The 11,329-nt window shown below is 69.5% G+C and carries 15 protein-coding genes; 6 read left to right on the top strand and 9 right to left on the bottom strand.

Going from position 1 to position 11,329, the window contains the following annotated elements:
• Positions 1-111 precede the first annotated feature (111 nt).
• The 3 genes from SGCZBJ_RS25635 to SGCZBJ_RS11335 form a co-directional block, all read right to left on the bottom strand.
• Positions 112-411 (bottom strand): hypothetical protein, encoded by a 300-nt coding sequence (locus SGCZBJ_RS25635; protein WP_165799304.1) that lies wholly within the window; start codon positions 409-411, stop codon positions 112-114.
• 80 nt (positions 412-491) lie between these two features.
• Positions 492-2,024: a M20/M25/M40 family metallo-hydrolase gene (locus SGCZBJ_RS11340; protein ID WP_101718117.1), complete on the bottom strand. Its 1,533-nt coding sequence runs from the start codon at positions 2,022-2,024 to the stop codon at positions 492-494.
• Between the two features lie 70 nt (positions 2,025-2,094).
• Positions 2,095-3,264 (bottom strand): acyltransferase family protein, encoded by a 1,170-nt coding sequence (locus SGCZBJ_RS11335; RefSeq protein ID WP_240621484.1) that lies wholly within the window; start codon positions 3,262-3,264, stop codon positions 2,095-2,097.
• Between the two features lie 127 nt (positions 3,265-3,391).
• On the opposite strand from SGCZBJ_RS11335, the gene ygiD reads away from it, so the two are divergent.
• Positions 3,392-4,162: a 4,5-DOPA-extradiol-dioxygenase gene (gene ygiD, locus SGCZBJ_RS11330; RefSeq protein WP_101718115.1), complete on the top strand. Its 771-nt coding sequence runs from the start codon at positions 3,392-3,394 to the stop codon at positions 4,160-4,162.
• A gap of 107 nt (positions 4,163-4,269) precedes the next feature.
• On the opposite strand, the gene SGCZBJ_RS11325 is transcribed toward ygiD, so the two are convergent.
• Positions 4,270-4,974: a DJ-1/PfpI family protein gene (locus SGCZBJ_RS11325; protein WP_101718114.1), complete on the bottom strand. Its 705-nt coding sequence runs from the start codon at positions 4,972-4,974 to the stop codon at positions 4,270-4,272.
• A gap of 100 nt (positions 4,975-5,074) precedes the next feature.
• Between SGCZBJ_RS11325 and SGCZBJ_RS11320 the strand changes: the two genes are divergently transcribed.
• Entirely contained in the window at positions 5,075-6,016 is a 942-nt protein-coding gene (locus tag SGCZBJ_RS11320; protein WP_101718113.1) for a GlxA family transcriptional regulator, read from the top strand.
• Here the strand turns inward: SGCZBJ_RS11320 and SGCZBJ_RS11315 are convergent.
• Positions 6,013-6,567, bottom strand: coding sequence for a DUF1003 domain-containing protein (locus SGCZBJ_RS11315; protein WP_101718112.1), 555 nt, complete (start codon positions 6,565-6,567; stop codon positions 6,013-6,015). The genes SGCZBJ_RS11320 and SGCZBJ_RS11315 overlap by 4 nt on opposite strands.
• A 144-nt stretch (positions 6,568-6,711) precedes the next feature.
• Between SGCZBJ_RS11315 and SGCZBJ_RS11310 the strand changes: the two genes are divergently transcribed.
• On the top strand, positions 6,712-6,891 hold the full coding sequence (locus SGCZBJ_RS11310; RefSeq protein ID WP_101718111.1) for a YegP family protein: 180 nt from the start codon (positions 6,712-6,714) through the stop codon (positions 6,889-6,891).
• A 78-nt stretch (positions 6,892-6,969) separates the two neighbouring features.
• On the top strand, positions 6,970-7,767 hold the full coding sequence (locus tag SGCZBJ_RS11305) for an SDR family oxidoreductase (RefSeq protein ID WP_101718110.1): 798 nt from the start codon (positions 6,970-6,972) through the stop codon (positions 7,765-7,767).
• Here the strand turns inward: SGCZBJ_RS11305 and SGCZBJ_RS11300 are convergent.
• Entirely contained in the window at positions 7,727-8,821 is a 1,095-nt protein-coding gene (locus SGCZBJ_RS11300; RefSeq protein WP_101718109.1) for a cell wall hydrolase, read from the bottom strand. The two genes, SGCZBJ_RS11305 and SGCZBJ_RS11300, sit on opposite strands and share 41 nt — an antisense overlap.
• 382 nt (positions 8,822-9,203) lie before the next feature.
• Between SGCZBJ_RS11300 and SGCZBJ_RS11295 the strand changes: the two genes are divergently transcribed.
• The gene (locus tag SGCZBJ_RS11295; protein ID WP_101718108.1) at positions 9,204-9,422 is read left to right on the top strand and encodes a hypothetical protein; all 219 of its coding nucleotides are present in this window, start codon (positions 9,204-9,206) and stop codon (positions 9,420-9,422) included.
• A gap of 189 nt (positions 9,423-9,611) precedes the next feature.
• Here the strand turns inward: SGCZBJ_RS11295 and SGCZBJ_RS11290 are convergent, their stop codons facing one another.
• Positions 9,612-9,992 carry a YybH family protein gene (locus SGCZBJ_RS11290; protein ID WP_101718150.1) on the bottom strand — a complete coding sequence of 127 codons (381 nt, stop codon included), beginning with the start codon at positions 9,990-9,992 and terminating at the stop codon, positions 9,612-9,614.
• Positions 9,993-10,064: 72 nt separating this feature from the next.
• Between SGCZBJ_RS11290 and SGCZBJ_RS11285 the strand changes: the two genes are divergently transcribed.
• Positions 10,065-10,613 (top strand): GNAT family N-acetyltransferase, encoded by a 549-nt coding sequence (locus SGCZBJ_RS11285; protein WP_101718107.1) that lies wholly within the window; start codon positions 10,065-10,067, stop codon positions 10,611-10,613.
• On the opposite strand, the gene SGCZBJ_RS11280 is transcribed toward SGCZBJ_RS11285, so the two are convergent.
• Both SGCZBJ_RS11280 and SGCZBJ_RS25865 read right to left on the bottom strand, forming a co-directional pair.
• A complete protein-coding gene (locus SGCZBJ_RS11280; RefSeq protein WP_101718106.1) occupies positions 10,614-10,901 on the bottom strand; it encodes a type II toxin-antitoxin system RelE/ParE family toxin in 288 nt (95 codons plus the stop codon).
• 211 nt (positions 10,902-11,112) lie between these two features.
• Positions 11,113-11,329, bottom strand: a 217-nt coding sequence (locus SGCZBJ_RS25865; protein ID WP_205685372.1) for a hypothetical protein, incomplete at its 5' end; no start/stop codon positions are given.

The following is an 11,329-nucleotide window of genomic DNA, read 5'->3' as shown; positions in this document are numbered from 1 at the left end:
TACTTGCCGGAGCCACGCCCTCACTATGGTTGTGGAGATCGCGCGAGGAAAGGTGGTTCGGCCATGGAGCCGAGGGCGCCGGGCGGCGCTGAGCGCGCCGCCCGGGCCAGGTCAGTGTGCGGCGTCCTTGGCCTTTTCGCCGGCCTTCTCCGCCTTGTCGCCGGCCTTCTCGGCGGCTTCGCCCGCAGCGGCGGCGGCGTCGCCGGCCGCCTTGGCGGTGGAGGTGTCGCCGGCGGCGGCCGCGTCGGCGCTGGCGTCGGCGGCCGTGTTGGCGGCGCTCGACGCCTGGGCGGCGGCCTCGGCCGCCTTCTGGCTTTCGACCGAGGCCTCGGCGGCCTTCTCGGTCTTGTTCTCGCAGGCGACGACGGTCAGGGCGACGGCGGCCAGACCGACCAGCAGAGTATGACGCATGTGGATTCTCCCGAACGAGCTTCGCCGGTCTGTCGCCGGCTAGGGCTCAACCACATGCGCCCAAGGATCGTTCCCTGCCGCTAATTGGCCTCGGCGATCTCGTACATCAGGTCGACATAGCTCATCGTGCCGCCGACCAGGCCCTGCACCTTCGGGTTGCTGCTCTCGATCACGTAGTACTCGTTGGGCGCATGGGCGCCGCTGCCGTGACCAAGGCCGAACTGGCCCGCCGGCAGGCTGACGGGCGGCGAGGTGAAGACCGTGCCCGGCCACGAGCCGGCCAGGCGCGGATAGAGCGTCGCCGGCGCGCCCAGGCGCTTGTAGCTGGCCAACTGGGCGCGGATCAGGCGGCTGTCCTCGGGTGTCTCGGTGGGGTCGTAGCCGCCGCTGACCTTGATCTCGACGTCGTTGAAGCCGCGCTTGTCGAGGTGGGCGCGGATCTTGGCCACAGCGTCGTCCATGGTCATGTTCGGCACCAGCCGCAGGTCGATCTTGGCGACGGCGCGGCCCGGCAGCACGGTCTTGCCGCCGGGGCCGGTATAGCCCGAGACCAGCCCCTCGATATTGATGGTCGGCTGCGAGGCCAGGCGCTCCAGCGCCTTCTCCCACGGCAGGTCGTCGATCCAGCGGTCGACGCCCAGGGCCTTCTTGGCGTCGGCCTCGGTCATGCGCTGGGCGGCCAGGGAGATCAGCTCCTTCTCGCGGGCGGTCAGCGGCCGGACCTTCTCGAAATAGCCGTCGACGGCAGGGGTATTGCCGTCGGGCGTGACCAGGGTGGTCAGCGCCTGGACCAGCCGCCAGGCCGGGCTGTCGACGCGCGCCTTCTCGCTGGAATGGATGTCGGTCTTGGGACCCCTGCCCCATTTCTCGCCGCTGGCCACCAGCTCGAACTCGACCACGCCCTTGGCGCCCAGGTTGACGCTGACGCCGCCGTTGCTGGGGCTCTGCCAGCCGGCGGGGATGATCACGCCCTCGCACTTCTTCAGGGCGGCCAGCACGTTGGGCCGGGTGACGATCTGGCGGAAGTGCGGGCTGCCGATCTCCTCCTCGCCCTCGCAGACCAGGACGAGGTTCACCGGCGGCTTCCTGCCGGCGGCGCGGATGGCGTGCAGGGCGGCCAGCAGCGAGGCCTGAGGTCCCTTCTGGTTCACCGCCCCCCGCCCGACGATCACCTTGCCGAAGCCGGGCTTGTCGACGATGCGCGCCTCCAGCGGCGGCGAGCTCCACTCGGCCGGATCGTACTGCTTGACGTCGTACATGAAGTAGATCGCCAGCCAGCGCCTGGCGCCGACGTCGAGCACGCCGAACACGCCAGGCGCGCCGTCGGTCGGGATCTTCTCGACGTTCGTGAAGCCGGCGTCGCTGGCCAGGGCCGCCATGTAGTCGGCGCCCTTGTCCATGTCGCGGTTCTCGGCGGCGATCGACGGCAGGGCGATCCAGTCCTGGATGCGCTTGACCGAGGCGTCGTAGCCGGCCTCGGCGGCCTTGCGGATCGCGGCCATTTCGGCCTCGCGTGCTGACGTCTTGGCGGCGGCGCCGGCCAGGCCGGGAACCAACAGGGTGGCGGCGGCCGCGCCGGTCATCAGCGTGCGGCGGCTAGGAGCGTTTGACATCGTCTTCCCCACGAAACTCTGCGTGGAGAGGATAGGAGGCTACGACTCGGCGGGGAGCAAGACGCGCGCCTCAGCCGCGGCCGCGCACCCAGGGCATGATGCGATCCTGCACGGGCTGGTCGACATAGGTGTGGAACAGCCAGGCCGCGCCGATGGCCAGCGGGAAACCGGCCAGCCACATCAGCCACTGCCAGCCGATGCCGATCGGCACGGTGTCGATCAGCTTGTGCACGGCGCTCCAGTAGATCACGCCGACCAGGATGTGGGTGATGAACAGGGCGAAGGACAGCTTGGCGCCCTCCTCGATCCAGGCCTTGGGATGCTTCACCGGCAGGCGGCCGGCGCCGAGGATGATGGCGGCCAGGCAGGTCAGGCTGGGCAGGTCGAAGCGGCCGATCACCTGCAGGACGACAAGGCCCGCGCAGCCGAGGGTCAGCAGCACCTTGGCGGCCTTCTCGCTCGGCCAGGAAAGCTCGACGGCCCGCGCAAGGCACAGACCCAGCAGGAACAGCGGAATCGCGCGCAGCACGCCGATGCGCAGCGGCAGGTCGGAAAGGCCGATAGACACCTCGGCGAACCCGAAACCGTTGGTGCGCCGGGCGGCGATGTCGAACAGCACCACGACCACGGCCGCCAGCACGATGGGCAGCCAGGGCCGGCGGGTGGCGCTGGCGGCGCGCCAGAACCAGGGGAATAGGGCGTAGCAGACGATCAGCGCCGACAGCGACCAGCTCGGCAGGTTCCAGCCGTCGCTGTTGAAGCCCCAGGCGTGCATCAGCATGGCCTGTAGCGGCAGCTGGTCCCAGGCGAATCGCGAGGGCTTGTGGGCGTCGGTGCCGACCACGTTCAAGGCGAAGACGAGCCCGGCCATGGCGGCCAGCACCATCAGGTGGCCCGGCCAGACGCGGGCGGCGCGGCGCAGCCAGAACTGGAAGTGGGTGATCCGGCCGGAGATGGCCGACGGTCCGTAGGCGCGGCCCAGAACGTAGCCCGACAGCATCAGGAAGAAGTCGGTGGCCAGGTAGCCGCGCGCGAACACCGGGTGAAAGCGCTCGATCCGCAGCGGGCTCTCGGCCCCGAAGTGGTAGACCACGATCAGCAGAGCGGCCAGCAGGCGCAGCAGGTCCAGGGCGCCGCCACGGGTGGCCGGACGGGACGAATGGCCGACGGGTGACGCGACCGGGGCGGCGGATCCCGAGGGGGACGCGGCCGACTCCGAGGATGACTGGGACGTGCTCACGAGGGGAGGCCTTAACAAAGCCGAGCCCCCGGGGGAAGCGGCGGAAGGTCGCGCGGCCCCCTGCTTGACCACCGAGGGGCGAGCGCCCATCTGTAACTGCGCAAGTTTCTATTCGGATATCGCCGCCATGACCCGCATGCCCGTCCTCTTCATCGGCCACGGCTCGCCGATGAACGCCATCGAGGACAACGCCTGGAGCCGCGCCTGGGCGCAGCTGGGCCGCGACCTGCCGCGCCCCAAGGCCGTGCTGATGGTCAGCGCCCACTGGGAGACCATGGGCGGCACGGCGCTGAGCGCCGCCGAACGTCCCGAGACCATCCACGATTTCGGCGGCTTCCCGCAGGCGCTGTTCGACGTGCAGTACCGGGCGCCGGGCGATCCGGCCCTGGCGCAGCGCGCCGCCGACCTGCTGGCGCCGCAGCGCACCGTGCAGCATCCGACCCGCGGCCTGGACCATGGCGCCTGGAGCGTGCTGCTGCCGATGTATCCCGACGCCGACGTGCCGGTGGTGCAGCTGAGCATCGACCGCGGCCAGCCCAACGCCTGGCACTACGAGGCCGGCCGCAGGCTGGCGGCGCTGCGAGACGAGGGCGTGCTGATCATCGGCAGCGGCGACATCGTCCACAACCTGCGGGCCGTGAACTTCCGCACCGGCGAGACCCCCGACTGGGCGCCGCGCTTCAACGAGCGCGCCAAGGCCCTGATCGCGGCCGGCGACCACCAGCCGCTGATCGACTGGGAGAGCCTGGGTCCGGACGCGGCGCTGTCGATCAACAGCGCCGAGCACTACCTGCCGCTGCTCTACGTGCTGGGCGCGCAGGGCGAAGGCGAGCCGGTGTCGTTCTTCGCCGACGACGTCTTCGCGGCGATCTCGATGACCGGCGTACAGGTGGGGTGAGGCCAGCGTGATCCCCGCCCTTCGACAAGCTCAGGGTGAGGATCATGGCTAAGGCCGTGCAATAGAAACCTCATCCTGAGCTTGTCGAAGGACGGGGTTTCGTCCCCTTAAGCCCTCTCCAGCGCCCCCTTCCCCAACCTCGCCGCCGCCGCCACGGCCGCCGCGCGGCGCTCGTCCATGCCGTTGTCGTAGATGCGCCGCACCCGGGCCAGGATCTCGGGCGGGGCCAGCTCGGGCCGACCCGACTGGAACGGCGGGTCGGGCGCGTATTCCACGGCCAGCTGGATGGCCTGGGCGACGCTCGGGCCGGCGATCTCGGCGACCAGGGTCAGGGCGAAGTCGACGCCGGCGGTGACCCCGCCGCCGGTGACGAAGCGGCCGTCGCGGGCCACGCGGCTCTCGTCGGGAATGGCGCCGAACAGGGCCAGCTGGTCGCGCCAGGCCCAGTGGCAGGCCGCACGCTTGCTTTCCAGAAGCCCGGCCGCCGCCAGCACCAGCGAGCCGGTGCAGACGCTGGTGACATAGCGCGCGCTCCAGGCCAGCCGCCTGACCTGATCCAGGAAAGCCTCGTCGCCCATGGCCTGCGTCGTGCCGAAGCCGCCGGGAATGCAGAGGATGTCGCACGCCTCGATCTGGTCGAGCCTGGCCAGATGGGCGAAGATCAGGCCGTCGGCCTCGATCTCGCCGCCGGCCAGGCTGGCGACGGTGATCTGGGCGCCGGGCAGCCGCGCCAGGATCTGGTGCGGGCCGGTGAAGTCGAGATGGGTCACGCCCGGGAACAGGGCGAAGACGATGCGGATCGGGTCGGCCATGGGGCGGCGCTCCTGGTTTGACGACCGATGCTCTCCCAGATAGCGTTCGGCGGAAATGACGGAGATCCCTCGATTTCCGCCACCATTCGGGGGGAATGCCATGCCTCGCGCCGTCGGCATGCTGGTCTATCCGGGCTTCCAGCTTCTGGACGCCGCAGGGCCCATCTCGGCCTTCGAGATCGCCGCGCGGTTCGATCCCGGCGCCTATGGCCTGACGGTGGTGTCGCGCGACGGCGGCTGGACCGCCAGCAGCTCGGGCGCGGCCTTCGACACCGTGGCGTTCGACAAGGCCCCGGCCTTCGACACCCTGCTGGTCTCCGGCGGCGACGGCGTCCGTGCGCCCTCCACCTGTGAAGCGACCCTCGACTATGTGCGCAGGAACGCCCACGCGGCGCGGCGAACGGCCAGCGTCTGCTCGGGAACCTATGTGCTGGCCGCCGCCGGCCTGCTGGACGGCAAGCGGGCGACCACCCACTGGAGCCGCACCAAGGATTTCCAGAAGCGCTTTCCCAACGTGCGGCTGGAGGCCGACCGGATCTGGGTGCAGGACGGTCCGATCTGGAGTTCGGCGGGCATCACCGCCGGCATCGATCTGGCCCTGGCCATGATCGGCGCGGACCTGGGCGAAGCGATCGCCAAGCGCACTGCCCAGCAGCTGGTGGTCTATCACCGTCGCCCGGGGGGCCAGTCGCAGTTCTCGGCCCTGCTGGAACTGAAGGGCGGGCGCTTCGACGCCCTTCTGGCCTGGGCCCGCGAAAACCTCGCCCTTTCACTTTCCGTCGAGGAACTGGCCGAGCGCGCGGCCATGAGCCCGCGGAACTTCGCTCGACTGTTCGCCGCCGAGACCGGCTCGACCCCGGCCAAGGCCATCGAGCGCCTGCGCGTCGAGGCCGCCCGCGCCCTGCTCGACAGCGCGCCGCTGCAGGTCGAGGACATCGCCCTGGAGGCCGGCTTCGGCGATTCCGAGCGCATGCGCCGAGCCTTCATCCGCGTCTACGGCCAGCCGCCCCAGGCCCTGCGCCGGGCGGCCAAGGCCAGCTAGGCGCCCCGCAGGGCCTTCACCTCGGCGCGTAGTTCGTCGAGGCAGACGGTGTTGGCGCGGGCCATGTCGGACAGCTCGGCCATGCGCAGGGCGTCGAGCTTGTCGTGCAGGCGCATGATCTCGAGCTCGGCGCGCAGGTTGACGACGTAGTCGTGCTCGGCGGCCTCGCGGTCCTTCGTGGCCTGGCGGTTCTGGCTCATCATGATGATCGGGGCCTGGATCGCCGCCAGGGTCGAGAGCACCAGGTTCAGGAAGATGAAGGGATAGGGATCGAAGGCCTTGTGGAACGGCATCAGGGCCAGGTTCAGGATCACCCAGGCCGCCAGCACCGCCGAGAAACCGCCGATGAAGCCCCAGGACCCGCCGATCGCGGCCACCCGGTCGGCCAGGCGTTCCCAATAGCTGCCTTCCTTCTCGGCCAGGACCGGCGCGAGCCCCGTCGGCGCCTCGGCGGCGATCAGGTCGATGACGCTGCGCTTGACGGCCGAGAGGTCGGCATAGGCCTCGCCAAGCAGGGTGCGCGAGAGGTGGTCGAGTTTGTCCGCGCTCATGGGTCCGTCCGGCCTGATGAGGCTCCATCATTCCGTGCGTCGGGCTTCACCGCAACGCGGTTGACAGGGTCGCGTCAGGAGCGCGAGGGTCGCTGCGTCGGCTCGTCGACCAACGACCAGTCATCATCCCGGGAGCACCACCAGATGGCCCACAAGTTCCTGATCAAGAAGAACAAGGCTGGCGAGTTCGTCGCCTATTTCACCTACAACGGCGAGAGCATCTTCTGGACCGAAGGCTACGCCTCCAAGGCGTCGGCCAAAAACGCCATCGAGTCGATCAAGAAGAACGGCCCCGACGCCGAGGTCGACGACCAGACCGACTGACGCACGCGTGAACTTGACCCCTCCCCGTCGATCGCTGTCTGATCGGCGATAACGAACGATAACGACGGGGAGGCGGACATGTCGGCTCGCAAGGCCATCTTCATCACCGGCGCGGCCAGCGGCATCGGCCTGGCCAGCGCCAAGCGCTTCGCGGCCGAAGGCTGGTTCGTCGGCCTCTCGGACATCGACGAGGCCGGCCTTTCCCGCGCCCTGGCCGACATCGGACCGGACAACGGCTCAATCCATCCCCTGGACGTTCGCGACCGCGAGGCCTGGACGCCCGCCCTTTCCGCCTTCGCCCAGGCCTCGGGCGGCCGGCTGGACGTGCTGTTCAACAACGCCGGCGTCGCCCGCTTCGGACCGTTCGCTGACAGCGATCCTCAGGGCGACGACCTGATGCTGGCGGTCAATGTGCACGGCGTGCTGAACGGCGCGCGGGCCGCCCTGCCCTTCCTGAAGGCCACGCCCGGCTCGCGGCTCGTCAACATGGCCTCGTGCGCGGGGATCTACGGCTCGCCGGGCCTGGCGGTCTATTCGGCGACCAAGTTCGCGGTGCGGGGCCTGTCCGAAGCGCTGGACGCCGAGTTCGCCGCCTTCGGCGTCAGCGTGGCCTGCGTCATGCCGTGGTTCGTTGAGACGCCGATCCTGCGCAACTCGCAGCCGGGCAAGAACGCCGACATGGGCGAGGAGCTGCGCAAGAGCGGCCTGCCCGTCTACGGCGTCGACGAGGCGGCGCAGACGGTGTGGCAGGCCGCGCACGGCCGCGAGCTCTATTATCTGGTGGGCAAGCGGGCCAGGCAGATGCGCTTCATGGCCCGCCTGGCCCCCGGATTCCTCAGGAACCAGCTCCGGTTGCGATCACTGAAGACGGCTTGACCGCATCGGCCTTGTCGGCGGCCTTGGTCGGATGCATGGCCGGGGCCGAGGCCGGTTCGGGACCGACCTTCTCGGGACCGCCCATGCCGCCTTCCTTGGCGATCGCCATGGCGCTGGCGACGTAGATCATCGGCTTGCCGTCGGCGCTGGGCGCCTGCGGCAGGGCCGTCAGGACGGGCGCGTTGGGCAGGTCGTCGATGGTCGACGGACGCGGCTTGTCGGTGAAGGCGCCCGGCGCGCCGGCGCGACCGCCAAAGCGGTAGAACACGTGCATGCCGACCTGGGCGACGCGCATCAGGCGCGGACCCCAGTTCGGCGCGACGCCGGTGGTGTGGAAGTGGGTGGCCGAGCCGACCTCGGACATCACCGTGCCGGCCAGGGCGCGCGAGGCGACCTTGCGGGCCCGGGTCCAGGCGGCGCGCTCGCGACCGGCGCGCATCGAGCCGTCGCAGGCGAAGCTGAACTGGCAGCCGGTGCGGGCCGAAGCGCCCTGGAAGACCACGCCGCAGATCGACTTGGGGAACGAAGGGTGGCGTACGCGGTTTAATACGACTTGAGCCACCGCGGCCTGGCCGCTGGAGGTCTCGCCCCGGGCTTCGTAGTAGACGGCCTGGGCCAGGCACTCGAGTTCGCGCGAGCTTTCGAGGGCGTTGGCGAGGTGGAACGGCGCGGCGGCCGGATTGAACGAACCGCCGAGGGTGGCCCGCATCAGGAGCGGCTTGTCCTCGGTCTGGTCACCGCTCTCGAGGCGGGCGGCGAGCAGAGAAGCCTGGCGGTCACGCTGGGCGTCGCCGGACACGGTGTAGGGGTCATGGCGGCGGGCGATGGCGAGCGCCCCGGCGTCCATGCGCGACGCGGCCTGATGCAGCGCCGCTTCGGAGTAGCTCCCCGCGGCGCTGTCGGCCAGGCGCGTAACCCGAGCGTGCTGAGCGGCGGTCTGGGCCATGCCCCCCGCCAGATAGACGCCGCCAAGCGCCAGGCCCGTGACGGACCCGACCAATACGGCGCCGATCAGCCCGCGCGCGTCAGCGCACGTCTGCGACTTGATGTTCAAAACTTGCGTCCTGCGCGACGAGGGCGCACCGGCCCCCCGACAAAAACGCTCCCAAGACACCCGGAAAAAGTACTATCGGGCCGGTCTGGCAGCGGAGGTTCGACCGTTCGCAATGAGGTCGAGATCCTGCTTATGCCTCGCCTTATGACCGAACTATGACCGAGTCGCAAGCGCCTGCTGCACCGCAACATGGATTCTGCTCGGCTTTTCGGCGACCGATACCGTTAACACTTTGATTCACAGGAAAAACCTGGACGGGCGCCAAAACGCCGCAGCAGCGCGGTTTTTGCCGCTTCGCGCGGCCGCGTCGGAACCTCGACCAAGCTTCGCCGTTAACCGCTGCAGTTTCATCGGCCCCATGCCGACGCCTTGGAGACCCGCCATGCCCCGCCTCTCGCCGTCCGTCCCGCGCCTGGCCGCCGTCCTGGCCCTGGCCGCCCTGACCACGGCCTGCGGCCACAACATGGAACAGCGGGCGGCCACCGGGGCCATCGCCGGCGCGGTCGTGGCCGGACCGTTCGGCGCCGTGGTCGGCGCGGGCGCGGGTGCGGTCGTGGACAAGACCTCCAAGCCGGCGCCGCGCTCTAAGAAGCGGCGGTAGGACGCGGGCCTCAGGCGCCAAGACGCTCCCCCTTCAGGGGGAGGATCTGGAACTGCGAACCTCCCCCCGTGGGGGAGGCGATCGCGTCAGCGGTCGGTGGGGGAGCAGGTGATGAGTTTTCAAGGCCTCGAAAGCTGAAAACGCCCCCTCCGTCGCCTTCGGCGACACCTCCCCCAGAGGGGGAGGATCTCACCCCAGGGTCACGAACAGTTCGTTCTCGATGACCCACTGGCCGGCGAGCTTGCGCCAGGTGGCCAGGTAGGTTCCGCTCTGGGTCGCGCCTTCGCCTTTCCAGGTTCCGACCCAGCGGCCGCTTTCCGCCGCGCGGGCGCCGTCGGCGTCGATCTCGATCAGGTCGCTGGTGCGGACGTAGGAGACGAAGTCACGATCGGCGAACTGTCCGGCGAAGGCCTCGATGATCTGGTCGCGGCCCAGCAGCAGCGAACCGTCGCCGGCGATGACCTTGGCGTCGGTCGTGAAGAAGGGAACGAGGCGTCCCGCGTCCTTGCCGGCGATCAGCCGGTTGGTGAGCTTGCGACGGGCGGCGACGGCGTCCTGCGGCGCGATCATGAACTGACGGGTCCCTTCTTTATGCAGGTCGATATAGGCTGCGCCGTCGCCCCTCAGCAAACCCGGACCCCGATGCCGCTCGACGACCTCGCCGCCCGCGCCGCCGCCCTGCCCGTCCTGACGACGCCGCGCCTGACCCTGAGCCCGCCGGAGACCTCGGACTTCGACGACAGCGTGGCCATGTGGTGCGAGCCGGAGGTCTATCGCTATGTCGGCGGCCGCGCCTCGACACGCGAGGAAAGCTGGGCGCGGCTGCTGCGGGCCCGGGGCCTGTGGGCGCTGCTGGGCTACGGCTACTGGGCGGTGCGCGAGACCGCGACGGGGCGATATGTCGGCGAGGTGGGCTTCGCCGACTTCCACCGCGACATCGAGCCGTCGTTCGAGGGCGTGCCGGAGATGGGCTGGGTGCTGTCCAGCTGGTCGCACGGCCAGGGCTTCGGAACCGAGGCGGTCAGCGCTGGCCTGGCCTGGGGCGAGCGGCGCTGGGGCCAGGATCCGGTGGTTTGCATCATCCACCCCGACAACGCCGCCTCCCTTGCCCTGGCGGCCAAGACCGGCTTCGTCGAAGAGACCCGCACGACCTACAAGGAAAGCCCGACGGTCTTGTTTCGGCGTGGATGATCAGGGCTCGCGATCTTCGAGCGCATGGGAGATGCGCAGCACCAAGACAATTTCCGGCTCGACGCGATACTGGATCACGTAGCCATCGCGGCCGAAGTCCACATTCAGTTCCCGCAGGTCGCTGGCCGTCACTCGCCCACGCAACGCGAAAGTCTCCAGCGACCGGACAGCCGCCTTGATCGCGTCAGCCGAACGCCGAGCCGCTTGGGGACTCTTGCCGGCAAGGAAATCGGACAGTCGCACAAGATCGCGCTCGACGGCGCGCGCAAGAACGACCCGCCGCTTCAAGCCGGCCGCGTTCCGTGTCGGGCGAGAGAGGCGTCGAAGAACTCGAAAGCCTCTTCGATGGACATGACCTCTCCGCCACGATCCACGTCGTAGGCTCTGGCTCTCGCGATCGTAAAGCGCGGGCCGCCCCTGCTATCCTGCTCAAGCACCGCAAGAGCATAAGCCTCACGCGATACGCCGGCCTCCGCCGCAGCAGCAGATAGCTGCTCGGCTAGTTCAGCATCGATATCGAGGGTGAAACCATCGGCCATGGCTGATGATAGCCCAACGAGCCGCTTCTGTCCTCGCCGCATCCCACCCGCACCATCCCCGCGAAAGTGTTGTGTCCCGAGAGCTTGGCGAGGAGTTCGGCGGGAGCCTTGTGATCGAGGCATAGCAATCGGGTCTGATTGTAGAGCTCGACGAAGTTGAAGAGGAAGGCGTCGCGC

It is taken from the genome of Caulobacter zeae (genome assembly GCF_002858925.1).
Classification (GTDB): domain Bacteria; phylum Pseudomonadota; class Alphaproteobacteria; order Caulobacterales; family Caulobacteraceae; genus Caulobacter; species Caulobacter zeae.
This window is presented reverse-complemented; position numbering and strand designations above follow the sequence as displayed.